Consider the following 26,856-nt stretch of genomic DNA (forward strand, 5'->3'; position numbering starts at 1 on the left):
TTTCCTTCGCGGTCGCGGTTTGCGGCCGGGAGACGGCCAGTATGGTGGTGCGCGCCGCCGAGCTGCCCGAGATGAGGTCGAGTAAACGGGCGGCGGAGCCAACCGGGAGAACCTGCCTTGAGTCGTGAAACTGACAGTTCGTCCTCCGGGCCCAACGGGCGCGGTGGAGCCGCGTACCCGTCGGGGACGCCGCCGTACGGCACGCCCGCGGCTTCCGAAGACGGCGCCGACGCGGCCCGCGCGGCCGCGCAGCCGGAGGAACGCAAGACCGAGACCACGCTGACGACGCGGATCCGGATCAACATCCCCGGATCGCGGCCCATCCCGCCGGTCGTCGTGCGCACACCGATGGGGGACGTCGACCCGCCCGCCGACACCAACGGCGCGGGCTCCGACCCCGAGACGACGGGATCCATGCGCCTGCCCGCGGTCGCGTCCGTGCCGTCCCTGCCCTCCGGGGAGGGCTCCGACGAGCCCGCCGGGCCGGGCGAGAAGGCGAGCGACTGGTTCGCCCCGCGCAAGTCCGGTGCGCCCAAGGGCGGTCCGGGCGGCGGGTCGACCAACGGGGCGGGTCTGCCCGGCGGTTCGGCCGCCGGCGCCGGTGGCCCTGCCGGGCCCGCCGCGTCGGCCGGCATGTCCGCCGGTATGTCCGCGGGACAGGGTGCGCCGGGTGGCGCGCGGCCCGGTGGACCGGGCGGATCCGGTGGCGCGAACGGTGCCGGGCCGCTCGGCGGTCAGGGCGGCATGCGTCCCGGCGGTACCAACGGCGCGGGTCTCGGGGGCGCCGCCGGCGCCGGTCCCGTGGCACCCGGCCACGGCGGCGGCACCGGCTCCTTCGACGTCTCCGGCGCGCTGCCGGGTGGCGGCGGCACCGGGTCGTTCCCGTCCGCCGCGGCCGACGGCGGCGACGCGCGACGCGACGATCTGCCGTACTTCTCCGACAACGGCCAGGGCGGCGGGGGCGGTCAGCGCGGTCCCTCCGGCCCGACCGGCGGTCCGGTCACCGGTGACGGGCACCTTCTGCCGCCCGGCGCGGGCCCCCGTGGCCCGGGCGTCGGTCCCGGCGGTCCCGGTCTGACTCCGGGCGCCCCGGGCATGGGCCCCGGCCGTCCCGGCGCGGGCCCCGGCGTCCCCGGCGGCGGCCTCAGCGACGACACCGCGATCCTCACCCCGCAGCGGCACGCGCCCGAGCCGGGCTACCCCGAGCCGGGGGCCCAGGGGTACGGCGGCCCCGGCGACAACGTCTCCGGGCACACCGTCACCAGCGGCATCCCCGTCGTACCGGGCGCGCCGGGCTCGCCCTTCGGGCCGGGTGCGCACACCGACGGGCCGCTGCCGCACACACCGCCGAAGCTGCCGGAGCCGGCCCCGAAGCCGGCCGCCTCCGCCAGGCCCGCCAAGAAGAAGGGGCGCAGCAAGCTGGTGCTCCTGACGGTCGCCGTCGTGGTGGTCGGCGGTGGCGCGTACGGCGCCGGGCTGCTCATGAACCACTCGGACGTGCCCAAGGGCACCACGGTGCTCGGCGTCGACATCGGCGGCGGCACCCGGGACGAGGCCGTCAAGAAGCTCGACGACGCCTTCGGCGACCGTACGAACAAGGCGCTGACGTTGTCGGTCGACGGCGAGACGGTGGCGCTCAAGCCGGACCAGGCGGGCCTCCTGTTCGACAGCAAGGCCACCGCCAGCGCCGCCGCCAAGAGCGACTACAACCCGATGTCGGTGATCGGTTCCCTGTTCGGGCAGCAGCGCGTCGTCGAACCCGTGATGCCCCCCGACGAGGAGAAGCTCCAGGCCGCGCTGGAGCGCGCCGCGGGCGGTTCCGGCTCGGCGAGCGAAGGCACGATCAAGTTCCAGTCCGGCAAGGCCGTCCCCGTGTACGGCAAGACGGGCAAGGGCATCGACGTCGCGGCCTCCACCCAGGCCGTCGAGGACGCGTACCGCACCCAGGTGGAGACCAACTCGTCCGCGCCCGTGAAGGTGCCGACGACCACCAAGGAGCCGACGGTCTCGAAGGCCGAGGTCGACCGGATGATGAAGAAGTTCGCGGAGCCGGCCATGTCCGGGATCGTCACGGTCAAGACGGACGCCACCCACGCGGTGTCGTTCAGCCCGCAGAACTCCCTGTGGAAGTTCCTCGGGGTGAAGGCCCAGAACGGCAAGCTCGTCGACGTCTACGACAAGGCCGCTCTGACGCAGCTCTACGGCAACACCTTCGACGGCGTCCTCATCGCCCGGGGCACCGGCAAGAAGACGGCGGTCACGGTGGAGGACGTGATCGGCGCGCTGCGTCCGGCGCTGTTCTCCAAGAACCCGGCGGACCGGGTCGTCGTGATCGACACCAACCCGAGCTAGTCAGCAGGGGCGACCGGACGCCCCTCGCGCAAGGCGCCCGGCCATGAGTTCTGTGGCCGGGCGCTTTTGGGTGTCTCAGTGGTTCCCGCCGAAAAGCAACGCTGAGCCGTGCGGCAGGGTGATCCGAACGACCTGAACGACGAGCAGAGCCAGCAGCTCCTGGCGGGACTGTGAGCGGGCGGTACAAGAGGCCGCGGGCATCACGCCGCGCGAGGGCGGGATACGCGAGGCGCTTCAGACCTCGATTCTGACGGCATCCCGGCCGCCGTCGGCCGACGCCCGCAGGCCTTCTCCACCCACTTCGTCGCGCGGTGTGCGGGCAGCGCCCACGGGGTGTCCCATCTCACCCGTACCCCGATATACGTATCCGCACAGTGGGCTAGCTTCGTCGTATACGCACGCGTGTAACGGGAGCGGCGGACGACGTCCGGCCCAGGAGAGGTTGGCAGCGGCCATGAAAATTCCCCGCACGGCCCATTCCGACCAGCCGTGGCGGATCCACGAGTTCACCGGCGACTTTCGGACCGAGGACGTGTGGTCCTTCCGCACCCCCGGCGCCGGACCGGACGACTTTCCCGTCCTACTCGCCGCGATGCAGACAGCCGGCGGATTCGCCAATCCGCCCCGCGCGGTCCGGTTCCTGTTCGCGGTGCGCTCGCAGCTCGGTGCCCTCCTCGGTTGGGACAAGCCCAGGACGAGCCTCGGAAAGCGGGTTCAACCACTGCATGACCGCCTGCCAGGCGATCTCCGTGAGACCGTCGACGTCTCCGACACCAGCGACGCCCCGTTCACCCCCGTGTACCTGCTCCACAACGAGTCCGTCCGCGAACTGGCGAACAAGACCTGCCACGCCGTCATGCACCTGGGGTGGGTGCCGACCGGTGGCGGCGACGGCGAATACGGACTGCGGATGGCGATCCTGGTCAAGCCCAACGGCCGGTTCGGACGGGTGTACATGGCTCTCATCGCACCGTTCCGCTACCTGATCGTCTACCCCGCGATCACCCGGCAGTGGGAGCGTGCCTGGCGGGACCGTGAGCTTCCGCCCACCGCGAACGTCGGTCCTCGACCGTAGTCGCTGCGAGCGTCGGCACCACTCGTGGCCGCGCAACGGAGGGTCCCGGCCGCCGGCACCCCGACCGGGACCATGCCGGGGTGAGGTAGGGCTTCGAGAACTACTGAGACCCCCTTTGCGTGGGCGGGCGGGCGGTCGAGGCGGGGCGCGCCCTTGGGTGGGCCGCGGACGGGAGGACGCGCCTTTGGGCGGGCCGGCGGCCGGGGGCGCGCTTTTGGGTTCGCCGGCGGCCGGGGTGTCGGGCGCCCTCGCGTCCCTCGGGGCCGGTCCTCGACATGACATCTGTCATCCGGGACTGAGGACACCTCGCACTGCCGGGGCCACCCCTTCCCGGGCCACGATGGATCACATGACAACGACTGCGGCGACCACCACCTCGGTGGTCGGGTTCGATCAGGTGAGCAAGAGCTACGGGGGAGTGCGGGCCGTCGACGGCCTGACGCTCGACCTGCACCCGGGCGAGACAGTGGCCCTGCTGGGTCCGAACGGCGCGGGAAAGTCGACGACGCTCGACCTGCTCCTCGGGCTCAAGCACGCCGACAGCGGCTCGGTCCGGGTGTTCGGCACCAGCCCGCGCGAGGCCATCGTCGCCGGCCGCGTCGGTGCCATGCTGCAGAGCGGCGGGCTGATGGACGAGGTGACGGTCGGCGAACTGGTGAAGCTCGCCTGCGATCTGCACCCCAAGCCCTTCCGCGTCACCGACGTGCTCGCCCGGGCGGGCGTCTCCCAGATAGCCGACCGCAAGGTCAACAAGCTCTCGGGCGGCCAGGAGCAGCGCGTCCGCTTCGCCCTGGCCACCGCCGGGGCCAACGACCTGATCGTGCTGGACGAGCCGACCACCGGCATGGACGTCTCCGCCCGCCAGGCCTTCTGGGCCACCATGCGCGAGCAGGCCGACCAGGGCCGCACGGTCCTGTTCGCCACGCACTACCTGGAGGAGGCCGACGCGATCGCGGACCGCGTGCTCGTCCTGCACCGGGGCCGGCTGCTGGCCGACGGCACCGCCGCCGAGATCAAGGCGAAGGCCGGCGCCCGCCGGATCGCCTTCGACCTGGAGGCCCCGATCGACGAGGTCCCGCTGCGCGCGCTGCCCTTCCTGACCACGCTCGACGTCTCCGGCCACACGGTCCGCATGCAGTCCACCGACGCGGACGCGACCGTCCACGCGCTGTACGGGCTCGGGGTCTACCCCCGCAATCTGGAAGTGGCCGGGCTCGGCCTGGAGCAGGCCTTCGTCGCCATCACCGAGGCCGAAGAGGCCAACACCACCGCCGCACAGGCCGGTCCGACCGCCGAGGAGGCGAGGTCCAAGTGAACAGCCTCATCAAACTGGAGATCACCCGCGCCCTGCGCAACCGCAAGTTCCTCTTCTTCTCGGTGATCTACCCCTCGGCCCTGTTCCTGCTGATCGCGGGCAGCGCCGACAGCACGACGGAGGTGGACGGCACCGGGCTCACCCTGCCGACCTTCTTCATGGTGTCCATGGCCTCCTTCGGCGCCCTGACGGCCGTCCTGATGGGCAACAGCGAGCGCATCGCCAAGGAGCGGGAGAGCGGCTGGGTACGGCAGTTGCGGCTGACCACGCTCCCGGGCCGCGGCTATGTCCTGGCGAAGACGGCGAGCGCGGCCGTGATCAGCCTGCCGTCGATCGTGATCGTCTTCGTGGTCGCGGCGGCCGTCAAGGACGTCCGGCTGGATGCCTGGCAGTGGCTCGCGCTGACCGGCGTCATCTGGGTCGGCAGCCTCGTCTTCGCCGCGCTCGGCGTGGCCATCGGCTATCTGGCGAGCGGTGACGCGGTCCGGCCGATCACGATGATCGTCTACTTCGGCCTGTCGATGCTCGGCGGTCTGTGGATGCCGACGACGACCTTCCCGGACTGGCTGCAGGCCATCGCCAAGTGGCTGCCCACGCACGCGTACGCTGCCCTCGGGCAGGCCGTCGAACTCGGCGACGCCCCGCACATGAAGGACCTCGCCATCCTCGCCGTCTCCTTCGTCCTCTTCGCGGGCGGCGCGGCCTGGCTGTACCGGAAGGACACGCTGAAGGCGTGAGTGCCATGACGGAAGACACGCTGTCCGACGAGTCCAGGGCTGAGCGGGTGATGCCCATAGGGGAACCACCTCGCAACGTGCGCGAGGCCCTGCGCAAGGTGCTGTGGATCGTCATCTGGCTGGTGTTCCTCAGCTCGCCGATCCACGACCTGGCCGCCGGCCACCACACCGCGGGCGCCACGACGGGCGGGGCGCTCGGCCTGGCGGCCTTCGTCGCGATCTATCTGACGCTGGTCTTCCGGAACATGGGCAAGGGGTTCACGGGTCCGGTCGTCGCCGTCCTCGTCATCGTCCTGTGCGTCCTCGCCGTGTTGCTGTGCCTTACCCTCGGCTCGGCCTGGCTCGGCCTGTTCGTGTACCTCTCCGTCGCGTGCGGGACGGCGTTCCCGCTGCGCGTCGCGTACTGGACGATCCCGCTGACCACCGCCGTGATGCTGCTCGTCGGTCTGCACGGGGGCGAGCGGGAGGCGCTCAACCTCGTCCTCCTCGTCCTCCTCATCGGCTTCGCGATGACCGGCGTACGGCAACTGGTGCGGACGACGGTGGAGTTGCGCAAGGCGCGGGCCACCGTCGCCCAGCTCGCCGCGAACGAGGAGCGGCTGCGGCTGGCCCGGGACCTGCACGACCTGCTGGGTCACTCGCTCTCGCTGATCACGCTGAAGAGCGAGCTGGCGGGCCGGATGCTGCCCGACCACCCCGACAAGGCGGCCCAGCAGGTCACCGACATCGAGAACGTCAGCCGCCAGGCCCTCGTCGACGTGCGCGAGGCGGTCACCGGCTACCGGCGGCCCCGGCTGTCGGGTGAACTGGCGGGCGCACAGGTCGCGTTGACGGCCGCCGACGTCATCGCGGACCTGCCCACCGAGCCGGACCTCGACGGAGTCGCCGAGGAGAGCGAGTCCGCGCTGGCCTGGGCCCTGCGCGAGGCGATCACCAACGTCGTACGGCACAGCGGGGCCCGCCGCTGCTCGGTCGAGCTGATCCGCCGCCAGACGCTGGACGGTCCCCACCTCGAACTGTCCGTCGAGGACGACGGATCGGGAGGTTCGGGCAACGGCCCGGGCAACGGCCTCTCCGGACTGACGGAGCGGCTGGAGAAGGTGGGCGGGGCGCTCGACGCGGGGCGGACGCGGCGCGGTTTCCGGCTGGTCGCCCGAGTGCCGCTGGGCGGGGCGAAGGGGGCCACCGGCCGCCCTGGAGGGGCGACCGGCGACACCGTAGGATCCGGGGCATGAGCCGTACGATCAAGGTCCTGCTCGCCGAGGACCAGTCGATGGTCCGCGAGGCACTGGCCGCCCTGCTCGGCCTCGAACCGGACATCGAGGTCGTCGCCCAGGTGGCCCGCGGGGACGAGGTGTTGGCGGCGGCCCGGGCGCACGACGTGGACGTGGCTCTCCTCGACATCGAGATGCCGGGCGCCACCGGTATCGAGGCGGCGGCCCAGCTGCACAAGGAGCTGCCGGCCCTCAAGCTGGTCATCCTCACCACCTTCGGCCGGCCCGGGTATCTGCGCAGTGCCATGGAGTCCGGCGCCGACGCCTTCCTGGTGAAGGACGCCCCGGCGTCCCAACTCGCGGCAGCGGTACGCAAGGTGCTGGCCGGGGAGCGCGTCATCGACCCCACGCTGGCGGCCGCGGCGCTCGCCGGGGGCGCCAACCCGCTGACCGACCGCGAGCGCGAGGTGCTGCGCGCGGCGGCGGACGGCTCCACGAACGCCGAACTCGCCAAGGCCCTGCACCTGTCCCAGGGCACGGTCCGCAACTACCTCTCCACCGCCATCCAGAAGCTCGCGGTGCGCAACCGCGCGGAGGCGGTCCGCACGGCACGGGAGAAGGGCTGGCTGTAGCCGCCGAGCTACGGTCACGGCAGGGGGAGGGGCAGGATCAGGACCGGGCTCCGCATGAGCGTGGGCATCGCGCAGTCCGCGGTCAGTTGAGCATTGCCCGGGCCGCCCGGGCCTGTCCTCGTACGCGGTCGGCGGCCGATTCGTCCACGGCGGCCACCACCTCCGCGTAAGCGTCGAGTTCCGTCGCGCCGGCCACGAAGTCGCCCCGTTGGACGAGGAGTTGGGCCCGCTCGTAGCGCAGCCGGGCGGGGTGCGAGGGCAGCAGCAGCGACAGCTCGACGGCCCACAGGGCGACGTCGGACCGCTCGGGCCGGCTGGCGGCCCAGGCGCGGATGTTGTTGAGAATGCGCAGGACGACGTCGAGCGGGTCGGCCGGCGTGAGCATCGACGGATCGAGCGGCGCCCCGGTCGCCCCGGCCACCAGCAACTCGGCGTCCGAACCGGTCAGCACCCGGCCCCCGTCGAACGGATCGGCCAGCACCTGCTGCTCGGGAGGGCCGAAGCCGACCACGAAGTGTCCCGGCAGCGCGACGCCGTACACCGGTGCCCCGGCCCGCCGTGCGACCTCCATCCACACCACGGACAGCAGGATCGGCAGACCGCGGCGTCGCCGCAGCACCTCGTGCAGCAGGGAGGACTCCAGCCGCTGATAGGCGCCCGGCGAGCCGTGGAACTCGAACCGCCCGCCGAGGAGTTCGGCGAGCGCGGTGGCCCAGGAGCGCGGTCCGCCGGGCCGGAAGGGCAACTGCCCGGCCAGCCGGTCCAGCTCGATCTGCGCCGCGTCGATCCCCGCGTCGTCCAGCGCTCCGTCCCCGGCGGCCCCCACCAGCAGACACAGCGTCGCGAGATCGGGCCGCTCCGACCGCGCCTCGTCGGTGAACCGCCGCCGCACCTCGGCGGCCCGCTCCGGTTCCGGAGGATGAGGGAGACGCATGGCAGCCTCGCGCCCCTTCACGCCGACGGAGAGCGGTTGCCGCGGCCCGGCCGAGGCACATCCGCCCCGGCCGCCGCTCCTCCGCCCGCTCGCTCCGTCGTACGCGACGGCCGACGCCCGAGCGGGGACGCCTCCACCTCGCCCCCCGCCTCCGCTTCTTCGGCTGGACGCGACGACCGACGCCCGGGCTGGGGCGCTTCGGCCCCCGCCTCCGTTTCCTCGGCTGGGCGCGACGACTGCGGCCCGTACAGGGACGCTTTCCGCTTGGCTCCCCTTTCCGCTTCCTCGGCTGGACGAGACGGCGGACGCCCGGGCGGGGACACTTCCGCCCCGGCCCCCGCCTCCGGCCCCGCTTCCTCTGCCGTACGCGAGTGACGGCGCCCGTGCTGGGAGGCACCCGCACCCGCCCCCGCCTCCGCACCCGACCGGAGCCCATGCGGCGGAAGTGGCTCCTGCGGTGCGCGGTAGTGGTGGTACGCGTGATGTGGCGTGAAACCCAGGCCCGCGTACAGGGCCCGTGCCGCTTCGTTGTCCGCCTCCACCTGGAGCCAGGCCGCCGAGGCACCCTCGTCCAGGGCCTGCCGGGCCAGCGCGGCCATGACGGTGGTCGCGAGGCCGCGGCGACGCTGCGCGGGGTCGACCTCGACGGCCGCGAACCCGGCCCACCGGCCGTCCACCACGCAGCGCCCGATCGCGGCCGGGTCGTCACCCTCCGCGCCGGGCACCGTCGCGAACCACACGGAAGGCCCGCTGCCGAGCACCTTCAGCGCGACCTCGCTCAGCCCCTTGCGCTGGTAGCGGCCGAGCCACGCCTCGTCCGCATGCCGGGACAGCACCACGTCCGGCGCCGGCGGATCCGCGAGCGGCGCCAGCGCGCCGATCCACAGCCCGGCCGTCACCTCGCGGGTCCAGCCGCGCCTCTCCAGCTCCGCGCACAGCAGTTCCTGCGTGCCCTCGGCACCGGTGGCGGTCTGGAGGTAGGCGGGCAGCCCACGGGTGGCGTACCAGTCGCGTACGGCATCGAGGGCCTCGTCCAGGGGGAGGCCGGGATCGCCGAGCGGCAGCACGGAGTTGGCGCGCCGGGTGAACCCGGAGGCGGCCCGCAGCTCCCACTCCCCGAGCCGCTCGCGCTCGATGGGCTGCCAGGCCCGGGCGGCGACCCGCGCCAGCTCTCCGTAGGAGGCCGCGGGACCGCGTCGCCGCGCCGGCGCGGCCGGCACGACCTTGCCCGCGACCAGCGCGGACTCGGCGATCTGGACGCTTTCGCCGGTGCGTCGTGTGATCAGCAGCACACCGTCGTCCCATGATGTGAGAACACCGACCGTGTCGGTGAACTTCTCCACCGAGTCTCCCGCGTCGGTCAATCGCCGTACAGAGACGCGTTTTCCCACGTCAGCGGCGGTGATACGGACCTCAAGGCGGCCGGCCGCAGAGATTTCCACAGGTCAGTTCACCCCTCCTGTTCGGATCATGCCCCGGAACGGAGATACTAGGTGCGGGCATCGACGACGCCGCGCTCCCGCGCGCCAGGCGGCGGAGCCTGAGGAGGCCCGCCAGCGCCCTATCGAGGAGGAACGACAGCGTGACCTACGTCATCGCGCAGCCTTGTGTCGACGTCAAGGACAAGGCGTGCATCGAGGAGTGCCCGGTCGACTGCATCTACGAGGGCTCCCGGTCCTTGTACATCCACCCGGACGAATGCGTCGACTGCGGAGCCTGTGAGCCGGTGTGCCCGGTCGAGGCGATCTTCTACGAGGACGACACTCCGGAAGAGTGGAAGGACTACTACAAGGCGAACGTCGAGTTCTTCGATGAACTCGGCTCGCCCGGTGGCGCCAGCAAGCTGGGACTGATCGAGCGGGACCACCCCTTCATCGCAGCGCTGCCGCCGCAGAACCAGTAAGCGGCCCGGATTCGCGCCGTCTCGGTCCCGTACGGCCCAAGGGGCTCCGGGGAAGTCCGGCCACGCTCCCCGCGTGGCCCGCACTGCCCCGGCGTCACCGGTGCCGTACGGGGCCGAGGCGTTTGCCGCCCGAGCCGGACGTATGCCGTAGGGGCGAGCCGGACTCCCGGGTCGTCCGTACGAGAAAGTGAGCCCGATCCCGTGTCCGCAGTCTCCGACCGGCTGCCCGCCTTCCCGTGGGACAAGCTGGAGCCCTACAAGGCGACGGCCGCCGCTCACCCGGGCGGCATCGTCGACCTGTCCGTCGGTACCCCGGTCGACCCGGTGCCCGAGCTGATCCAGAAGGCTCTGGTCGCGGCGGCCGACTCGCCCGGCTATCCCACGGTCTGGGGCACGCCCGAGCTGCGGGACGCGCTCACGGGATGGGTGGAGCGGCGCCTGGGCGCGCGCGGCGTCACCCACCACCACGTGCTGCCGATCGTCGGCTCGAAGGAGCTGGTGGCCTGGCTGCCGACCCAGCTGGGTCTCGGCCCCGGCGACAAGGTGGCCTACCCGCGTCTCGCGTACCCCACGTACGAGGTCGGTGCCCGGCTGGCCCGCGCGGACCACGTGGCCTACGACGATCCGACCGAGCTGGACCCGACCGGTCTGAAGCTCCTCTGGCTGAACTCGCCCTCGAACCCCACGGGCCGCGTCCTGTCGAAGCAGGAGCTCACCCGCATCGTCGCGTGGGCCCGGGAGCACGGCATCCTGGTCTTCTCCGACGAGTGCTACCTCGAGCTGGGCTGGGAGGCCGACCCGGTCTCGGTCCTGCACCCGGACGTCTGCGGTGGCTCGTACGAGGGAATCGTGGCGGTCCACTCGCTCTCGAAGCGCTCGAACCTGGCCGGCTACCGGGCGGCGTTCCTGGCCGGTGACCCGGCGGTGCTCGGCCCGCTGCTCCAGATCCGCAAGCACGGCGGCATGATGACGTCCGCGCCGACGCAGGCCGCCGTGGTGGCCGCCCTCGGCGACGACACGCACGTCCGCGAACAGCGCGAGCGGTACGCGGCCCGGCGTACGGCCCTGCGGGACGCCCTGCGCCGGCACGGCTTCCGCATCGAGCACAGCGAGGCGAGCCTGTATCTGTGGGCCACCCGCGAGGAGTCCTGCTGGGACACGGTCGCCCACCTCGCCGACCTGGGCATCCTGGTGGCCCCGGGCGACTTCTACGGCCCCGCGGGCGACACGTTCGTACGCGTCGCCCTGACGGCCACGGACGAACGCGTGGCCGCCGCGGTGCAGCGCCTGGCCTAGCCGGGGGCTGTCGCAGCCGCCGGACGCAAGCAGAACGGGGGCCCGGGGAAGAGACTTCCCCGGGCCCCCGTCGCCGTACAGCCGGGCCGGCTAGCCGAGCGGCAGGCTCTGCACCGGCAGCTGCTCCGTCGGCAGGCCCTGCGTGGGCAGGCCGCCCTTCGTCAGGGAGTCCGTCGGCAGGCCGCCGCCCGTCGTCTTCGCGGTGTCGCCGAGCAGGCCGCCGGCCGAGCCCGCCGCGTCCCCGGCCGCCTTCTGCGCGGCGGGCGTCGCGGTCTTGGCGACCTTGCCGCCGGTCTTGCCCGCGGCGGGCACGGCCTTCTTGACCGCCTTGCTGCCCGCGGTGCCCGCGAGGTCGGTGGTGTGCTCGGCGGCACCGTCGACGGTGTTGCCGACCTGCGCGCCGTCCAGGGCGGTGAGCCCGCTCAGGCTGGGGGTGGCGGGCAGTTCGGCTGCCGCGCTGGCGGAGCCGGCCGCACCGACCACGGGCGCCGCTCCCGCTGCGATGAGCAGCGCGGCGCGGGCGATCCGGCGGGTCAGGGGGAGGGACATGATGCTCCTTAGACGGGAGAGAACGTTGAAGTGTCCGACCGCGCCCGGCAGTTGACCGTCGTGCTGCCGTCCGGTGACCGGGGTCCGACTGGGTGTCGGATGACCGGCGGTCGACCGTCCGGCGGTTGATCGTTCCGGGCTCGGACGCAGTGACTACCGCTCGAAGTCCGGGAAGGTTGCGGTGGCCCGACGTAAAGAGTTGGCAATGCGTCGCATTATCGGCTGCGGATAAAAACGGGCAAAGAACACCCGGTCCGAAAGTCTGCTGAATCCTTACGGCCCTTTGTTCTCAAGGGATTTGGCGGTTTTACGGGTGACTGCGCGAAAACCTGCGCACCCCGTGGATCCGACCCGGAGGGAGTGCCCCCAAAGGGTGAAGGCCCGTACTACTGCCCGGTGACGATTCGGACCTCGGTCGTGGCCTTCGCGGACTTCTGCGCTCCCGGACCCGCGTTCGTATTCCACGTGCTCCGGGGGCGCCCGGCCGACCATTCGCGCCCGGCGTAGGAGACCTGTTCGATGTGCAATGCGGACGAGTTGGCGACGGCCCAGTGCGCCAGCTCCCAGCCGCGCTGGAGGGCCGTGCCCTCGGCGGTGGTCTGCTCGCGCACGGGGACGGTCACGGCACGGGAGTCGCCCGCGCCGGTGGCGGCCTTCGGCGCCGGGGACTTCTCGACGGCGCCCACCTCCGCACCGGCCTCCTGGAGCACCGTGCGCCCGAAGTCCCGTACCAGCGCGGCCCGTACCGCGCTCGGGCCGCCGGTGGGGGTCGGGTCGGGGCGCCCCTCACAGGTCAGCGTGGCGGCCGCCCGGCCGGTCAGGGCCGCGGCCAGCAGCGTGGCGTCCGGCTCGTGCTTCGCGTACGCCTGCGGATAGCCGCTGCGCTGCACGCGCTGCGCGGCGACGGTGAGCGGCAGCCGCGAGTAGCCCGGCACCTTGGCCAGATGCTCGTAGAAGACACCCGACGCGTACGTCGGGTCCAGGATCTCCTGCTGCGTGCCCCAGCCCTGCGAGGGCCGCTGCTGGAACAGGCCGAGCGAGTCCCGGTCGCCGTGGTCGATGTTGCGCAGCCCGGATTCCTGGAGCGCGGTCGCGAGGGCGATCGTGACGGCTCGCTCGGGCATGCCGCGGGAGGTGCCGATCGCCGAGATCGTCGCCGCGTTCGCCGCCTGCTCGGGAGCGAACTCGTAGGACGCGCCGTCGTCCTTGCCGGAGACGACCTTGCAGCGGGGTGCGCCTGTGCCGCCGGTGACGTACTGCACGGCGAGATAGCCCGCGAGCGCGAGCAGCACGGCGACCGCCGCTCCGAAACGGAGGAGACGGCCGCGCCGGGAGGAGGTGGGGGACGGCTCTGGCACGTCGTACAAGGTACTGGAGGCCACCACCGGTGGTGCGCGGGGCTGTGGACGGTCGGGCCGCGCGCGGAGCGTTAGGGTCGGCGGCATGGCCGATACCCCGCTTGACCTCACGCTGGACGCCGCCGAGCTGACCGCCCGGCTCGTCGACTTCCCGTCGGAGAGCGGCAACGAGAAGCCGCTCGCGGACGCCGTCGAGACCGCGCTGCGCGCCCTGCCGCACCTGACGGTCGACCGGTACGGAAACAACGTGGTGGCCCGGACGAACCTGGGCCGCGCCGAGCGGGTGATCCTCGCCGGCCACATCGACACGGTCCCCATCGCGGACAACGTCCCCTCCCGTCTCGACGAGGACGGCGTCCTGTGGGGCTGCGGCACCTGCGACATGAAGTCGGGCGTGGCGGTCCAGCTCCGCATCGCCGCCACGGTCCCCGCCCCCAATCGCGACCTCACCTTCGTCTTCTACGACAACGAAGAGGTCGCCGCACACTTGAACGGTCTGAAGCATGTGGCCGAGGCCCATCCCGAGTGGTTGGAGGGCGACTTCGCCCTGCTCCTGGAGCCGACGGACGGCCAGGTGGAGGGCGGCTGCCAGGGCACGCTCCGGGTCTTCCTGAAGTTCAAGGGCGAGCGGGCGCACTCCGCGCGCGCGTGGATGGGCTCGAACGCGATCCACGCGGCCGCCCCGGTCCTCACCAGGCTCGCCGCGTACGTGCCGCGCAAGCCCGTCGTGGACGGCCTGCAGTTCCACGAGGGCCTCAACGCCGTCCGCATCGAGGGGGGCGTCGCCAACAACGTCATCCCCGACGCCTGCACGGTCGTCGTCAACTTCCGCTACGCGCCCGATCGCAGTGAGGCGGAGGCGGAGGCCTTCGTGCGCGACTACTTCGCGGACTGCGGTGTCGACGAGTTCGTTGTCGACGACCACACGGGCGGGGCGCGTCCCGGTCTGACCCACCCGGCGGCCGCGGCCTTCATGGCAGCCGTCGGTGGCGAGGCCCGGCCCAAGTTCGGCTGGACGGACGTCGCGCGTTTCAGCGCCCTCGGCGTCCCCGCCGTGAACTACGGCCCAGGCGCCCAGCTGCTGGCCCACAAGACGGACGAGCGGGTCAAGGCCTCGCTGATCCCGGCGGCCGAGGAGCGTCTGCGCGCCTGGCTGACCTCCTGACATACCCGGGCGGGACCAGGGCGGTTCATGGCGGACATGCGCAGGTCCCCCCTCCGTAACCCGCGTAGATCTACGCTGGGGTGGAAGTACGGCAAGCGGAGGGAGCGGACATGGCTACCGGCAACCCCGAGGGCAAGAACCGGCCACCGGAGGAGCAGCGGCTGGGACCGGTGCTGCGCAGGCGGGACCAGGTTCAGGCGAGCACCACCGACCAGCGCCTCCTGGACGCGGGCGGACCTTCCGACTGGGTGCACACCGACCCCTGGCGGGTCCTGCGCATCCAGTCGGAGTTCATCGAGGGATTCGGCACCCTTGCCGAACTCCCGCCCGCGATCAGTGTGTTCGGCTCGGCCCGTACGAAGGCGGACTCTCCCGAGTACGCGGCCGGGGTCGAACTCGGCCGCGGGCTGGTCGAGGCCGGCTTCGCCGTCATCACGGGTGGCGGCCCGGGCGCCATGGAAGCCGCCAACAAGGGTGCCTGCGAGGCGAAGGGCATCTCCGTCGGCCTCGGCATCGAGCTGCCCTTCGAGCAGGGCCTCAACAAGTACGTCGACATCGGCCTCAACTTCCGGTACTTCTTCGTCCGCAAGATGATGTTCGTCAAGTACGCGCAGGGCTTCGTGGTGCTGCCCGGCGGGCTCGGCACCCTCGACGAACTCTTCGAGGCCCTCACCCTCGTCCAGACCCAGAAGGTCACCCGCTTCCCCATCGTGCTCTTCGGCACGGAGTACTGGGGCGGCCTCGTCGACTGGCTCAGGAACACCCTGATCGCCCAGGGGAAGGCCTCCGAGAAGGACCTCCTCCTGTTCCACCTCACGGACGACGTGGACGAGGCGGTGTCCCTGGTCTCCAAGGAGGCGGGACGGTAGGGGCCTTCAGCCCGTCCGGCGTTTGAGGACGAGCGCGCAGCGCGACTGGCGGGTCTGGGGGCGAAGCCCTCAGGTAGGGGACGGGGAGGGGCGGAGGGGGCGAAACACCGCCCGTCACCGGGACCCCTGCCCGCCACCCGCAGAGGGCTACGCCAGCCCCCGGCGCCCCACGGCCGGAGGCCGGTGCCCGGCGATGGACGCGACCATGTCGAGAACCTGCCGGGTCTCCGCGACCTCATGGACGCGATACACCTGCGCCCCCAGCCACGCGGACACCGCGGTCGTCGCCAACGTCCCCACCACCCGCTCCTTCACCGGCTTGTCGAGCGTCTCGCCCACGAAGTCCTTGTTGGAGAGGGAGACCAGTACGGGCCACCCCGTGTCGACCATCTCGCCCAGCCGCCGCGTCGCCTCAAGACTGTGCCGCGTGTTCTTCCCGAAGTCGTGCCCGGGATCGATCATCACCGACTCGCGCGGGACACCCAGCGCCACCGCCCGCTCGGCGAGTCCGAGGGTCACCTGGAGGATGTCGGCCATGACGTCGTCGTAGGCGATCCGGTGCGGACGCGTACGCGGCTCCGCGCGCCCCGCGTGCGTGCAGACCAGCCCCACCCGGTACCGCGCGGCGACCTCCGCCAGCCGTGGGTCGACCCCGCCCCACGCGTCGTTCAGCACATCCGCGCCCGCCTCGCAGACCGCCTCCCCGACCTCGTGCCGCCAGGTGTCGACGCTGATGATCACGTCGGGGAACCGGCGCCGCACCTCGGCGACGAAACCGACCGTCCGCCGGGCCTCCTCGTCCGCCGTCACTTCCTCGCCGGGGCCGGCCTTGACCCCGCCGATGTCGATGATGGCGGCGCCCTCGGACACCGCCTGCTCGACGCGGGCGAGCGCCGGCTCGTCGCGGAAGGTCGCGCCCTGGTCGTAGAAGGAGTCCGGGGTCCGGTTCACGATCGCCATGATCACCGGCTCGTGCGTGTCGAATTCACGCCTGCCCAGCCTGAGCATCGCCTGTGACCTCTCCTAGTACGTTTCGCTGATCGGCCGCCTGCGACCCTAACTGTCAGACTCGCATGGCACGATCGGACCCTGACACTTCCAAAACTTTCCACGCCGACGCGCCCCGCGTCGGCACCAGAGCGTGGGGACCTCAGCGATGTTCATGTTCTTGTTCCTGGTCGTCGCGCTCGCCGTCGTGGTCGCCGCGGTGACCCTGGCCGTGGTGGGCGGCGGCGAGAGCGCCCCTCTGCCCGAGGCCGCGCCCGAGCGGCTGGCGGACCCCCTGCCGCTGGACCGCCCGGTGCGGCGCGACGATGTGGACCTGCTCCGCTTCCCGGTCGCCGTCCGCGGCTACCGCATGGCGGACGTCGACGACGCCCTGGGCCGGCTCGGTGCCGAGATCGCCGAGCGGGACGCCCGGATCGCCGACCTGGAGGACGATCTCGCCGGCGCCCGCGCGACCGCCGTCACCTCGCTGAGCAAGCCGGCCGAGGAGGACCACCGGTGAGCGCCGCCCTCGCGGGCCCCGACGGCGTGCTGCGCTGTCCCTGGGCCCTGTCCACCGAGGACTACGTGGCGTATCACGACGAGGAGTGGGGTCGCCCGGTCCACGGCGACGACGCCCTGTTCGAGCGGCTGTGCCTGGAGGCCTTCCAGTCCGGCCTGTCCTGGATCACGATCCTGCGCCGGCGCCCCGGTTTCCGGGCCGCCTTCGCCGGCTTCGACATCGCCAAGGTGGCGACCTTCACGGAGGCCGACGCCGAGCGGCTGCTCGCCGACCCGGGCATCATCCGCAACCGCCTCAAGATCGCAGCCACGCTCGCCAACGCGCGCGTGTTGGCCGACTGGTCCCCGGGCGAGCTGGACGAGCTGATCTGGTCGTACGCCCCGGACCCGGCCGGCCGCCCGGCCCCGCGGACCCTCGCCGACGTGCCCGCCGTCACCGACGAGTCGACGGCCCTTTCCAAGGCGCTCAAGAAGCGCGGCATCCGCTTCGTCGGCCCGACGACGGCGTACGCCCTGATGCAGGCCTGCGGCCTCGTCGACGATCACCTGGTGGACTGCGCGGCCCGGGGCCGCTGACCCCGGGCCACCCGTTCCGGTCTACCGTCCCAGGTACTTCGGCTTCTCCTTGTTGACGAAGGCCTGCACCGCGATCGTGTGGTCCTCCGACTCGCCCGCCCGGCTCTGCAGTTCGTCCTCCTTCTCCAGAGTCTCGTCCAGCGAGTGGGAGAGACCGTAGGCGAGGGATTCCTTGAGGGCGGCGTACGCGAGCGTCGGGCCGTCGGCCAGGGCGCGGGCCACCTTCCGGGCCTCGGCGGCCAGGTCCGCGGCGGGCACGATCCGGTTGGCGATGCCCAGGTCGTACGCCTCCTGGGCGGTGATGCTGCGCGGGAAGAGCAGCAGGTCGGCCGCGCGGCCGGGGCCGACGACCCGCGGGAGGGTCCAGGAGACGCCCGAGTCGGCGGTCAGCGCGACCCCCGCGAAGGACGTGTTGAAGGCTGCCGTGTCCGCGACGATCCGGTAGTCCGCGGCGAGCGCGAAACCGAAGCCCGCCCCGGCCGCGACGCCGTTGACCGCCGCGACGACCGGCTTCGCCGCGCCGGCCAGGGCGCGCACGATCGGGTTGTAGTGCTCGTGCACCGTGCTCATGACGCCCTCGGCCGCGCCCGACTCGCGCGCCGCGAGCAGACCGCCGACGTGTTCCTTGAGGTCCTGGCCCACGCAGAACGCCCGGTCGCCCGCGGCGGTGAGCAGCACGGCCCGTACGGAGTCGTCGGCCGCGGCCGCCTGTGCCGCGTCCCGGAAGGCGGCTTTGGTCTCGTTGTTCATCGCGTTCATCGCCTCGGGGCGGTTCAGCGTGATCGTTGCGAGTCCGTCGCTCACCTCGTAGAGCACGGTGTCGGCCATGATGGGTCCCCTCCGGTGTAGCGGCTCGGTCGTACCGCTCGGTACGGCTGCTTCCGAGGACAGCATGGCGGAGATGACCGACGGTGGCGCGGGTCGGACATGTGACCTGCGTCAAAGAATTCCGTGCCGTGGAAGTCCATGCGGCGGCGCAGTATCGCAGTCACATCGCCGAATTGAGTGGTTTTGCTCAAGCGCGTTGCGCAAGCGATGCCGACTGATGTTGGTCATCGGGTCCTGAGATGCGGGATAATGACCTGGAAGCAATGTGTTCGATGCCGGTGACGTGTGTCCTATGAGGGGACGTGCGTGCCCTCCAAGGGCCGTCGGCGACGATGAGCTGGTTTCAGGAAGGGGAACGAGCATGGCGGCCATGAAGCCGCGGACGGGCGATGGCCCGCTCGAGGTGACCAAGGAGGGGCGGGGCATCGTCATGCGCGTTCCGCTCGAAGGCGGCGGTCGGCTCGTCGTCGAGCTGACCCCTGATGAGGCCGGCGCCCTTGGCGACGCCCTCAAGAAGGTCGTCGGCTGACGCGGAACGCGACCTTACCCTTTTCAGCTGCCCCGGCACCGTTCGCGGTGCCGGGGCATTGCTTTGCCCGGAGCGCTACGTCATCGGAGTATCGCCAGGTCAGAGGCTTGGGCGCGGTCGGTCGGCGCGCGGCGGGACCGCCGGTTCAGCGCTTGACGGCGCAGAGCAGCCCGTCGCCCACCGGCAGCAGTGAGGGCACCAGTTCCTGGCTTTCGCGCACCGCGCGCAGCAGTTCCCGCAGCCGCCCGACCTCCGCGGGCTGCGGTCCCGAGTCCACCGTGCGGCCGTCCGCGAAGACGCCCTCGAAGACCACGAGCCCGCCCTGGCGCAGCAGGCGCAACGATTCAGCGAAGTAGTCCAGGCACTCCAGACGGTCGCCGTCACAGAAGACGAGGTCGTATCCGCTGTCCGCCAGCCGGGGCAGCACGTCGAGTGCGCGACCGGGGATGAAGCGGGCCCGGTTGCTGGCGAAACCGGCCGCGCGGAAGGCCTGGCGGGCGAACTGCTGGCGCTCCGGCTCCGGATCCACGGTGGTCAGTACCCCGTCCGGCCGCATGCCGTGCAGCAGATGAATTCCGGAGACTCCGGTTCCCGTTCCGATCTCCGCCACCGCCTTCGCGTCCACGGTGGCGGCGAGCAACCGCAGCGCGGCGCCCGTGCCGGGCGACACCGAGCGCAGCCCTGCGTCCCGGGCCCGGTCACGGGCCCAGCGCAGCGCCTCGTCCTCGGCGACAAAGGCGTCGGCGAACGCCCAGCTCGTCTGCCGGTTGCCGGTAATGACCCTCTCCTGTCCCCGTAGTTGCCTGGCCGTGACTGTATCCGTTGCCGCCGGGAACCCGCAGATGGGACCGGGCGTTTAGAGGGGTGGGGAACGCAGCGGGGGGACACGGATGGATCAGGGCACCGAGCAAGTGCTGACGCAGCCGCAGAAGCGCATATCAATTTCTCGTAAAACCGCTTATCCGGAGCTAACGGGCGAGGTGGCTATGGTAGGGGCTCCACTGGACACCACCAGAGCCGACAGGGGAGGTGCGGCTGCGCCTGTGGATCGGGGAGGAGTGCTGCGGCGCTTTCTCAGGTCGGCGGGTGAGCCGAAATCCGTGATTGACACTGCTGACCGTTTCCACACCGCTGACTCCGCGCAGACCGCGACTTTCGCCACCGACGCGGATTCGCAGGCGTGGACTCCGCCCACCTGGGAGGAGATCGTCAGCACGCACAGCGGCCGGGTCTACCGTCTCGCCTACCGCCTGACCGGTAACCAGCACGACGCCGAGGACCTCACGCAGGAAGTCTTCGTGCGCGTCTTCCGCTCCCTGTCGACCTACACGCCGGGCACCTTCGAGGGCTGGCTGCACCGCATCACCACGAATCTCTTCCTGGACATGGTGCGCCGCAAGCAGCGCATCCGTTTCGACGCCCTCGGCGACGACGCGGCCGAGCGCCTCCCCAGCCGCGAGCCGTCCCCTCAGCAGGTCTTCAACGACGCGCACTTCGACGCGGACGTCCAGCAGGCGCTGGACACCCTCGCGCCCGAGTTCCGCGCCGCGGTCGTCCTCTGCGACATCGAGGGACTCTCGTACGAGGAAATCGCCGCCACTCTCGGCGTCAAGCTCGGTACGGTCCGCAGCCGGATCCACCGTGGCCGCTCCCAACTGCGCAAGGCCCTCGCGCACCGGTCTCCCGAGGCCCGTGCAGAGCGACGCGGCTTCGCGGTCACGGGAGCGCCCGCGCTGGGGGGAGGGGGCGCGACCGCGTGAGTGGATCACGGCCCAACCCCGCCGCCGGACGACGCGTTGCGGATCAGCATCTTGGGGACCGACTCTCCGCCCTCGTGGACGGAGAGCTCGGTCATGACTCGCGTGAGCGCGTCCTCGCCCACCTCGCCACCTGCGCGAAGTGCAAGGCCGAGGCCGACGCACAGCGACGCCTGAAGAACGTATTCGCGGAGATGGCCCCGCCGCCCCCCTCCGAGAGCTTCCTGGCCCGTCTCCAGGGACTCCCCGGCGGGGACGACTCGGACGACGACGGCTCACCGCTGGGCGGCACAGCGTTCGGCGGAAGACTTCCCGGCGGCGACAGGACGTCAGGAGTCGCGGGCGTCTTCGGGATCAAGGGTGACCCCTTCGGCTATGTACCCGCGCGGCACCACGACGTGCTGTCGCCTTCCGCGGGCCGCGGCTTCCGTATCCATGACGTCGGCCGGCATGAGGCCGAGCGGTCGGCCTCACGCGGGCTGCGGTTCGCCTTCGCCGCCGCCGGAGCGGTGTCGCTGGCCGCGGTCGCGCTCGGCGGTGTCTCGACCGGCGTGCCCGCGGACACCCTGGACGTCCGGGGCGGTGCCGGTACCGGGAGCAATGTGACGCCGACGCGTTCGCAGGGCACCGGCGGCGCGACGACCCCCGACTCCCAGCGCCGGCGGTCCGTCGGCCCGCTGCTCGCCCAGGGTCAGCGGTCGCCGGGTGACACACCGGCGGTGCCGACGTCCGTGTCCGCGCCCCTGCTGCCCGGAGTCCCCACTCCGGCCGGACCGGCGCCGGCGATCATGCACACGCTGGCCACCCCCATCGTGGCCGGTGCCGCAGCGATGTCCCCTCTCATACGTCCGCTCACCTCGATCCAGCCGGCCGAGCTGTCCTCGTCCTGGCCGGCCGACCCGAGCGTCGCCACACCGGGCCTGCTGAGCGCCCCGTTGCCCACTGCGTCCCCCTCTTCCTCTCCCCCCACCTCCCGCTCCCTCCGCTGACCGCCGATCTCTGCGCGCCGGCCCGTGAACCTGGTTGAATCCTGGGTGGGCCGCGCCCGTGGGAGGGATCCGGGCGCGGGGTCGACAAATCTGCGGCGACCGCAGGCGCCGTCGTGCCGCGGGCCAGGTGTGGGGAGAGCATGAACGAGGGGAAGCCGGCGAAGGCGAAATGGTGGAGCCGGCCGCGGGCGCACGATCCGGGGGCCGGCCCGACCACGGAGCACCCTGCCGAGCCGGCTGCTCCGGAGTACGCCGGGACGGTGCCGTCCGAGGCACGGGGTGCGGTGCCCGAGCCACGGGATGCGGTGCCCGAGCCACGGGGTGCGGTGCCCGAGCCACGGGGTGCGGTGCCCGAGCCACGGGGTGCGGTGCCCGAGCCACGGGGTGCGGTGCCCGAGGCACGGGGTGCGGTGCCCGAGGCACGGGGTGCGGTGTCTGAGCCACCGGATGCGGTGCCCGCGTCACCGGATGCGGTGTCCGCGCCGACGGCGACTGCGGTTTCGGCCTCGGGGCCGGGGGACGCGGGCTTGGACAGCGGGGCGATACCCGAGCCCCGCGGTGGGAAGTTGACTCACCGCGGTGGCGACGACTTCGAGTTGGAGCGGCCCGCGGGGGGTTCCCTTCGAGGTGTGGGCGAGGGTGCCGGCGAGACCGATTCAGGGTCCCGTCCCGGTTCCGTAGCCGACTCTGGTTCTGGTTACCGTCCTGGCTCCGATTCCCGTTCAAGCTGCGGTTCGGACTCCGTTTCAGGTTCCGGTTCCGACTCCGATGCAGGCACCGGTTCCGACTCCGATGCAGGCTCAGGTTCCGGCCCCTACAGCGACGGTGACTTCAACCTGAGCCGTCCGTCGGGTGATCCGGCGAGTGATCCGTCGAGCCGTCCGCTCGGGACGCCCGCCGTGGAGCAGGCCGGTACCGAGGGCGACTTCGAGCTCCGCCGCCCGGATCCGGCTCCCACGCGCCCGCCGGCACCCACCCCAGCCGGTGCCCCCGTCGACGCCGGTCTCCCCCCAGGGGCTCCCTCCGAGCGTCCCGGGCCGCTGCACGCTCCCGACCCCTACGGCACCCCGCCGTACGGTCAGCCCGGCCCCTGGGCGCCCGCTCCGCCGTTCCAGCACCCGGCGACCACCCCGGCCCACGGCACCCACCTGTCGGCGCCGGCAGGGACACCGGAAACCTCCGTACCCCCGGCGCCCGCGCCGCCCGCGCCTCAGCCGATCGCGCCCGCACCCGCGCCTCAGCCGACCGCGCCCGAACCGCTCCCGTCGCAGCCGCCCGCGCCCGAGGCCCCGCTCCCCGCTCAGGCCGGCGCCGGTGCTCCCTGGCTGAACTACGACCCGTGGGCCGCGCAGGGGCCGTTGCAGCAGACCGGTGCCGCCGTCGAGTCGAGGGCGCAGCGCCGTCGGCGCGGGAAGCGGATTCTTGTCGGCGGTGCCTTGCTGGTCGCGCTCGTGTCCGGGGGCGTCGGCGGGGTCGTAGGCGCGTATCTGGAGCGCAACGGCGGGGTCGCGGACGTCGAGCTGCCGCAGGCGGGGAAGGAGCCGAACGGACGCGCCCCGGACAGCGTGGCCGGGATCGCGGCCACCGCGCTGCCCAGCGTCGTCACCCTTCATGTGAGCGGCTCGGACGCGCAGGGGACCGGAACCGGATTCGTGCTGGACGACGCGGGTCACATCCTCACCAACAACCACGTCGTGGAGTCCGCCGGATCCGGCGGTGAGATATCCGTGGCCTTCAGCGGGGGCGAGACCGTCAAGGCCGAGATCGTCGGCCGGGACACCGGGTACGACCTCGCCGTCGTCAAGGTCAACGGGGTGCGCGGCCTCCAGCCCATGCGGCTGGGCAACTCCGACAACGTCCAGGTCGGCGACCCCGTCGTCGCCATCGGCGCACCCTTCGACCTCGCCAACACCGTCACCTCCGGGATCATCAGCGCCAAGGAGCGGCCCATCACGGCGGGCGGCGAGAAGGGCGACGGCAGTGACGTCTCGTACGTGGACGCCCTGCAGACCGATGCGCCCATCAACCCGGGCAACTCCGGCGGCCCGCTGCTCGACGCGGAGGCCCGGGTCGTCGGCATCAACAGCGCCATCCGTTCCGCCGACAGCGGCTCCGACCTGGAGGGCGGCCAGGCCGGTTCCATCGGGCTCGGCTTCGCCATCCCCATCAACCAGGGCAAGCGCGTCGCCGAGGAGCTGATCAACACGGGCCAGGCCACGCATCCTGTGATCGGTGTCACGCTCGACATGGAGTACACCGGCGACGGCGCCCGCGTCGGCACCAAGGGCAACGACGGCGGCCCCCCGGTCACCCGCGGCGGCCCCGGCGCCAAGGCCGGGCTCAAGGCCGGCGACGTCATCACCCGGGTCGACGGCCGGCCGGTCCACTCCGGGGAGGAACTCATCGTCAAGACCCGTGCCCACCGCCCCGGCGACCACCTGGAGCTGACCCTCGAACGCGACGGCAAGGGGAAGCGGCTCACCCTGGTCCTCGGCTCCGCCGACGGCGACTGACGGCTCCGCCGACGGCGAGGACGGCAAACTTCGTGGAAAACCGGCCGTGTACATCGATCCGGCGGGCCCGGAACAGTACCGGTCGGACGGGAACGCCGGGTACCGTGGTCACGGCCCGGACCACGGAAGACCTGCCGAGGGCCGAGGACATCGCAAGGAGCTTCAGGTGTTCAATGACATAGGCGCGCTCGAGCTGGTGACGCTCGTTGTCCTTGCCGTGCTCGTCTTCGGCCCGGAAAAGCTCCCGAAGATGATCCAGGACGTCACGCGCACCATTCGCAAGATCCGTGAGTTCTCGGAGAGCGCCAAGGCGGACATCCGCGAGGAACTCGGCCCCGAGTTCAAGGACTTCGAGTTCGAGGACCTCAACCCCAAGGCGTTCCTGCGCAAGCAGCTGGACAACGACGAGCTGGGGCTCAAGGAGATCCGCAACGGCTTCGACCTGAAGAAGGAGATGGCCGAGGTCACGGACGCGGTCCACGGCCGCGAGTCCGAGCCAGGCGCCGGCTCCTCCAACGGCAGCACCGGCGGCTCCGTCGACATGACGAAGAAGCGCGAGAAGCTCGACCCGGAGGAGCGCCCGCCGTTCGACGCGGACGCCACCTGAGCCGTACGCCCACGACGTGCGACGTCGTCGTGCGCGGCCTCGCGGCGACGCCGTCCGGACCGCACGGCTACGCCGTACCGGCATACCTCGGACGTGATGTGAGTCATACGCGGATGCCCTCTTCCACGGCCTGAACAGGGCGTGTACGCGACCCACGCGCCGGGCGGTTTCCCGGCTGCTCGGAGCGGTGTGGCTATGCTGCCCAGTTGTTGTGCGGACCACAGGTGAGCGAGGACGCCCGCGGGGGGCGGGCCGCTCGGGTCCAACAAGAGCGAGGAGGCGTCCGGGCAGATGGAGACGACAAGTCGGGTAGGCGCGCAGGCGCCGGCTGCGGAGGGCGGACAACAGGTCCCCTCCGCCCGGCGCACGGTCGACGGCTACCTGCTGGCGCCCTTCCCGTGGTACGGCCTCGACGAGGCGTTCACGGGTCCGCGCTGGCTGATGCAGGTGGGCACGTCGGCGGACGGTGCCGTCGAGCACGGCTCGATCGGACACGGCGAAGAACCCACGGTGCGCAGTGAGTCCACCGAGGACAAGGAACGGTTCGCGGTGGTGATCACCGTCGCGGCCAGCCCCGTACGGCGCAGCGCCGACGGCACCGGGCTGCTCGAGGCCACCTCGGTCTCCTCGGCGGCCTGGCTGGCCGGTGTGGGGCTGCTGTCCCTCACCTGGCCCGGCCAGATGGACCACTCGCTGCGGGACGACTGGCTGGAGCAGCAGACCGAGACGGCGTGGGTGCTCGCGGACGATCTGACGGGCTCCGAATGGTCCACGCTGTCCCTCCCCGTGGACGGGGTTCCCACGGCCTTCCACTACCGCGAGTCCGAGTTCGGCTGGGTCCTCGCGGGCTCCACCCAGGAGGGCGTGCACGTGGGCGCGTACGGGCGGGGGATGAGCGCGTACGGGCTGGGCTTCTCGATGATCAAGGACATCGCGTCGTACGCCTAGCCGACGGGTACGACGCGGAAGGGGGCGCCGTCGCGGTGACGGCGCCCCCTCCCGCGTACGAGTCCTAGAACTTGTTGGCCGGGGTAATGCCCAGCGACATGCCCGAGAGGCCGCGCTGACGGCCGCCCAGCTTGCCGGCGATGGCGCGCAGCGCGGAGCCGGCGGGGGAGTCGGGGTCGGTGAGGACCACCGGCTTGCCCTCGTCGCCGCCCTCGCGCAGGCGGACGTCGATCGGGATGGAGCCGAGGACCGGGACGGTCGCGCCGGTCGTGCGGGTCAGGCCGTCGGCGACGCTCTGACCGCCGCCCGTGCCGAACACGTCGACCATCTCGTCGCAGTGCGGGCAGGGAAGGCCGGCCATGTTCTCGACGACGCCGACGATCTTCTGGTGCGTCTGGACCGCGATGGAGCCGGCCCGCTCGGCGACCTCGGCCGCTGCCTGCTGCGGGGTGGTGACGACGAGGATCTCCGCGTTCGGGACCAGCTGCGCGACCGAGATCGCGATGTCGCCGGTCCCCGGGGGCAGGTCGAGGAGCAGGACGTCCAGGTCGCCCCAGTACACGTCCGCGAGGAACTGCTGGAGCGCGCGGTGCAGCATCGGGCCGCGCCAGACCACCGGGGCGTTGCCCGGGGTGAACATGCCGATCGAGATGACCTTCACGCCGTGCGCGGACGGCGGCATGATCATGTTCTCGACCTGGGTGGGCTTGCCGTCGGCACCGAGCATGCGCGGCACGGAGTGCCCGTAGATGTCGGCGTCGACGACACCGACCTTCATGCCGTCGGCCGCCATCGCCGCCGCCAGGTTCACGGTCACCGACGACTTGCCGACGCCGCCCTTGCCGGAGGCGACCGCGTACACCCGGGTCAGCGAGCCGGGCTGGGCGAAGGGGACCTCGCGCTCGGCCTGGCCGCCGCGCAGCGCGCCCGCCAGTTCGCGGCGCTGCTCGTCACTCATCACGTCCAGCGTGACCTCGACGCCGGTGACGCCCTCGACCGCCGAGACCGCCTCCGTCACGTTCCTCGTGATGGTCTCGCGCATCGGGCAGCCGGAGACGGTGAGGTACACGGCGACCGCGACCGCGCCGTCCGCACCGATCTCCACCGACTTGACCATCCCCAGTTCGGTGATGGGTCGCTGGATCTCGGGGTCGTTCACCGTCGCCAGCGCTTCGCGCACCGCGTCTTCCATAGCCATACGCAC

Annotated in this window: 25 protein-coding genes and 1 pseudogene; 18 read left to right on the plus strand and 8 right to left on the minus strand. The window is 72.0% G+C overall.

Translation table 11 applies throughout. The features are described 5' to 3' along the window. Positions 1–117: 117 nt before the first annotated feature. The 6 genes from ACFWM2_RS16060 (at position 118) to ACFWM2_RS16085 (ending at position 7,325) form a co-directional block, all read left to right on the plus strand. Complete coding sequence (locus tag ACFWM2_RS16060) at positions 118–2,352, plus strand: hypothetical protein (protein ID WP_383279072.1); 2,235 nt, start codon at positions 118–120, stop codon at positions 2,350–2,352. 454 nt (positions 2,353–2,806) lie between these two features. Next, positions 2,807–3,427, plus strand: a complete 621-nt coding sequence (locus ACFWM2_RS16065) for a DUF2867 domain-containing protein (protein WP_383279075.1) — start codon at positions 2,807–2,809, stop codon at positions 3,425–3,427. Between the two features lie 349 nt (positions 3,428–3,776). After that, positions 3,777–4,742 carry an ABC transporter ATP-binding protein gene (locus ACFWM2_RS16070; protein ID WP_383279078.1) on the plus strand — a complete coding sequence of 322 codons (966 nt, stop codon included), beginning with the start codon at positions 3,777–3,779 and terminating at the stop codon, positions 4,740–4,742. Next, a complete protein-coding gene (locus ACFWM2_RS16075; RefSeq protein WP_383279081.1) occupies positions 4,739–5,479 on the plus strand; it encodes an ABC transporter permease in 741 nt (246 codons plus the stop codon). Before ACFWM2_RS16070 ends, ACFWM2_RS16075 begins: the two co-directional genes overlap by 4 nt. A gap of 5 nt (positions 5,480–5,484) precedes the next feature. Continuing rightward, positions 5,485–6,714 (plus strand): sensor histidine kinase, encoded by a 1,230-nt coding sequence (locus ACFWM2_RS16080; RefSeq protein ID WP_383279084.1) that lies wholly within the window; start codon positions 5,485–5,487, stop codon positions 6,712–6,714. Continuing rightward, positions 6,711–7,325 carry a response regulator gene (locus ACFWM2_RS16085; protein ID WP_383279087.1) on the plus strand — a complete coding sequence of 205 codons (615 nt, stop codon included), beginning with the start codon at positions 6,711–6,713 and terminating at the stop codon, positions 7,323–7,325. Before ACFWM2_RS16080 ends, ACFWM2_RS16085 begins: the two co-directional genes overlap by 4 nt. An 82-nt stretch (positions 7,326–7,407) precedes the next feature. On the opposite strand, the gene ACFWM2_RS16090 is transcribed toward ACFWM2_RS16085, so the two are convergent. Together ACFWM2_RS16090 and ACFWM2_RS16095 are read right to left on the minus strand one after the other, a co-directional pair. Beyond that, positions 7,408–8,259 carry a tetratricopeptide repeat protein gene (locus tag ACFWM2_RS16090; RefSeq protein WP_383279090.1) on the minus strand — a complete coding sequence of 284 codons (852 nt, stop codon included), beginning with the start codon at positions 8,257–8,259 and terminating at the stop codon, positions 7,408–7,410. A 440-nt stretch (positions 8,260–8,699) separates the two neighbouring features. Then, a pseudogene (locus ACFWM2_RS16095) lies at positions 8,700–9,701 on the minus strand (GNAT family N-acetyltransferase); the annotation flags it as partial. Between the two features lie 140 nt (positions 9,702–9,841). On the opposite strand from ACFWM2_RS16095, the gene fdxA reads away from it, so the two are divergent. After that, entirely contained in the window at positions 9,842–10,162 is a 321-nt protein-coding gene (gene fdxA, locus ACFWM2_RS16100) for a ferredoxin (protein WP_018089397.1), read from the plus strand. 201 nt (positions 10,163–10,363) lie between these two features. After that, positions 10,364–11,458 carry a bifunctional succinyldiaminopimelate transaminase/glutamate-prephenate aminotransferase gene (locus ACFWM2_RS16105; RefSeq protein ID WP_383279094.1) on the plus strand — a complete coding sequence of 365 codons (1,095 nt, stop codon included), beginning with the start codon at positions 10,364–10,366 and terminating at the stop codon, positions 11,456–11,458. Between the two features lie 90 nt (positions 11,459–11,548). Here ACFWM2_RS16105 and ACFWM2_RS16110 read toward each other — a convergent pair whose 3' ends face one another. After that, positions 11,549–12,007, minus strand: coding sequence for an ATP-binding protein (locus ACFWM2_RS16110; RefSeq protein WP_383279096.1), 459 nt, complete (start codon positions 12,005–12,007; stop codon positions 11,549–11,551). A gap of 386 nt (positions 12,008–12,393) precedes the next feature. After that, positions 12,394–13,365 carry a heavy metal transporter gene (locus ACFWM2_RS16115; protein ID WP_383279099.1) on the minus strand — a complete coding sequence of 324 codons (972 nt, stop codon included), beginning with the start codon at positions 13,363–13,365 and terminating at the stop codon, positions 12,394–12,396. Positions 13,366–13,450: 85 nt separating this feature from the next. On the opposite strand from ACFWM2_RS16115, the gene dapE reads away from it, so the two are divergent. Together dapE and ACFWM2_RS16125 are read left to right on the plus strand one after the other, a co-directional pair. Then, on the plus strand, positions 13,451–14,530 hold the full coding sequence (gene dapE, locus ACFWM2_RS16120) for a succinyl-diaminopimelate desuccinylase (RefSeq protein WP_383279102.1): 1,080 nt from the start codon (positions 13,451–13,453) through the stop codon (positions 14,528–14,530). Between the two features lie 110 nt (positions 14,531–14,640). Beyond that, positions 14,641–15,399, plus strand: coding sequence for a TIGR00730 family Rossman fold protein (locus ACFWM2_RS16125; RefSeq protein WP_383279105.1), 759 nt, complete (start codon positions 14,641–14,643; stop codon positions 15,397–15,399). Between the two features lie 147 nt (positions 15,400–15,546). Here the strand turns inward: ACFWM2_RS16125 and folP are convergent, their stop codons facing one another. Continuing rightward, positions 15,547–16,407 carry a dihydropteroate synthase gene (folP, locus tag ACFWM2_RS16130; protein WP_383279108.1) on the minus strand — a complete coding sequence of 287 codons (861 nt, stop codon included), beginning with the start codon at positions 16,405–16,407 and terminating at the stop codon, positions 15,547–15,549. Positions 16,408–16,555: 148 nt separating this feature from the next. Here folP and ACFWM2_RS16135 point away from each other — a divergent pair, with 148 nt between their 5' ends. Continuing rightward, positions 16,556–16,906, plus strand: a complete 351-nt coding sequence (locus ACFWM2_RS16135; RefSeq protein WP_383279111.1) for a DivIVA domain-containing protein — start codon at positions 16,556–16,558, stop codon at positions 16,904–16,906. Continuing rightward, positions 16,903–17,481, plus strand: coding sequence for a DNA-3-methyladenine glycosylase I (locus ACFWM2_RS16140; RefSeq protein ID WP_383279114.1), 579 nt, complete (start codon positions 16,903–16,905; stop codon positions 17,479–17,481). Before ACFWM2_RS16135 ends, ACFWM2_RS16140 begins: the two co-directional genes overlap by 4 nt. A 21-nt stretch (positions 17,482–17,502) precedes the next feature. Here the strand turns inward: ACFWM2_RS16140 and ACFWM2_RS16145 are convergent, their stop codons facing one another. Next, a complete protein-coding gene (locus tag ACFWM2_RS16145; protein WP_383279117.1) occupies positions 17,503–18,309 on the minus strand; it encodes an enoyl-CoA hydratase/isomerase family protein in 807 nt (268 codons plus the stop codon). A gap of 361 nt (positions 18,310–18,670) precedes the next feature. On the opposite strand from ACFWM2_RS16145, the gene ACFWM2_RS16150 reads away from it, so the two are divergent. Continuing rightward, the gene (locus tag ACFWM2_RS16150; RefSeq protein ID WP_069086806.1) at positions 18,671–18,838 is read left to right on the plus strand and encodes a DUF3117 domain-containing protein; all 168 of its coding nucleotides are present in this window, start codon (positions 18,671–18,673) and stop codon (positions 18,836–18,838) included. A gap of 145 nt (positions 18,839–18,983) precedes the next feature. On the opposite strand, the gene ACFWM2_RS16155 is transcribed toward ACFWM2_RS16150, so the two are convergent. After that, positions 18,984–19,682, minus strand: coding sequence for an O-methyltransferase (locus ACFWM2_RS16155; RefSeq protein ID WP_383279782.1), 699 nt, complete (start codon positions 19,680–19,682; stop codon positions 18,984–18,986). Between the two features lie 214 nt (positions 19,683–19,896). Between ACFWM2_RS16155 and sigE the strand changes: the two genes are divergently transcribed. The 5 genes from sigE to ACFWM2_RS16180 all read left to right on the plus strand — a co-directional run bounded on the left by sigE (position 19,897) and on the right by ACFWM2_RS16180 (position 25,652). After that, positions 19,897–20,598, plus strand: a complete 702-nt coding sequence (sigE, locus tag ACFWM2_RS16160) for an RNA polymerase sigma factor SigE (protein WP_383279784.1) — start codon at positions 19,897–19,899, stop codon at positions 20,596–20,598. Then, a complete protein-coding gene (locus ACFWM2_RS16165) occupies positions 20,595–21,584 on the plus strand; it encodes a zf-HC2 domain-containing protein (protein WP_383279120.1) in 990 nt (329 codons plus the stop codon). Before sigE ends, ACFWM2_RS16165 begins: the two co-directional genes overlap by 4 nt. A gap of 899 nt (positions 21,585–22,483) precedes the next feature. Next, positions 22,484–24,097, plus strand: a complete 1,614-nt coding sequence (locus ACFWM2_RS16170) for a trypsin-like peptidase domain-containing protein (protein ID WP_383279123.1) — start codon at positions 22,484–22,486, stop codon at positions 24,095–24,097. A gap of 166 nt (positions 24,098–24,263) precedes the next feature. Then, positions 24,264–24,704 (plus strand): sec-independent translocase, encoded by a 441-nt coding sequence (locus ACFWM2_RS16175; protein ID WP_383279126.1) that lies wholly within the window; start codon positions 24,264–24,266, stop codon positions 24,702–24,704. A 291-nt stretch (positions 24,705–24,995) separates the two neighbouring features. Then, on the plus strand, positions 24,996–25,652 hold the full coding sequence (locus ACFWM2_RS16180; protein ID WP_383279129.1) for a hypothetical protein: 657 nt from the start codon (positions 24,996–24,998) through the stop codon (positions 25,650–25,652). 64 nt (positions 25,653–25,716) lie between these two features. Here ACFWM2_RS16180 and ACFWM2_RS16185 read toward each other — a convergent pair whose 3' ends face one another. Then, a complete protein-coding gene (locus ACFWM2_RS16185) occupies positions 25,717–26,850 on the minus strand; it encodes an Mrp/NBP35 family ATP-binding protein (RefSeq protein WP_383279132.1) in 1,134 nt (377 codons plus the stop codon). Positions 26,851–26,856 lie beyond the last annotated feature (6 nt).

Origin of the sequence: Streptomyces sp. NPDC058371, from assembly GCF_042723265.1 — a bacterium.
Lineage (GTDB): Bacteria > Actinomycetota > Actinomycetes > Streptomycetales > Streptomycetaceae > Streptomyces.

Excerpts from the sequence above, each read along its gene's own strand:
- ACFWM2_RS16065 (WP_383279075.1), top strand. The coding sequence starts at position 2,807 with ATGAAAATTCCCCGCACGGCCCATTCCGACCAGCCGTGGCGGATCCAC.
- ACFWM2_RS16070 (WP_383279078.1), top strand. The coding sequence starts at position 3,777 with ATGACAACGACTGCGGCGACCACCACCTCGGTGGTCGGGTTCGATCAG.
- ACFWM2_RS16080 (WP_383279084.1), top strand. The coding sequence starts at position 5,485 with ATGACGGAAGACACGCTGTCCGACGAGTCCAGGGCTGAGCGGGTGATG.
- ACFWM2_RS16085 (WP_383279087.1), top strand. The coding sequence starts at position 6,711 with ATGAGCCGTACGATCAAGGTCCTGCTCGCCGAGGACCAGTCGATGGTC.
- ACFWM2_RS16090 (WP_383279090.1), bottom strand. The coding sequence starts at position 8,259 with ATGCGTCTCCCTCATCCTCCGGAACCGGAGCGGGCCGCCGAGGTGCGG.
- ACFWM2_RS16110 (WP_383279096.1), bottom strand. The coding sequence starts at position 12,007 with ATGTCCCTCCCCCTGACCCGCCGGATCGCCCGCGCCGCGCTGCTCATC.
- dapE (WP_383279102.1), top strand. The coding sequence starts at position 13,451 with ATGGCCGATACCCCGCTTGACCTCACGCTGGACGCCGCCGAGCTGACC.
- ACFWM2_RS16125 (WP_383279105.1), top strand. The coding sequence starts at position 14,641 with ATGGCTACCGGCAACCCCGAGGGCAAGAACCGGCCACCGGAGGAGCAG.
- folP (WP_383279108.1), bottom strand. The coding sequence starts at position 16,407 with ATGCTCAGGCTGGGCAGGCGTGAATTCGACACGCACGAGCCGGTGATC.
- ACFWM2_RS16135 (WP_383279111.1), top strand. The coding sequence starts at position 16,556 with ATGTTCATGTTCTTGTTCCTGGTCGTCGCGCTCGCCGTCGTGGTCGCC.
- ACFWM2_RS16145 (WP_383279117.1), bottom strand. The coding sequence starts at position 18,309 with ATGGCCGACACCGTGCTCTACGAGGTGAGCGACGGACTCGCAACGATC.
- ACFWM2_RS16150 (WP_069086806.1), top strand. The coding sequence starts at position 18,671 with ATGGCGGCCATGAAGCCGCGGACGGGCGATGGCCCGCTCGAGGTGACC.
- ACFWM2_RS16180 (WP_383279129.1), top strand. The coding sequence starts at position 24,996 with ATGGAGACGACAAGTCGGGTAGGCGCGCAGGCGCCGGCTGCGGAGGGC.
- ACFWM2_RS16185 (WP_383279132.1), bottom strand. The coding sequence starts at position 26,850 with ATGGCTATGGAAGACGCGGTGCGCGAAGCGCTGGCGACGGTGAACGAC.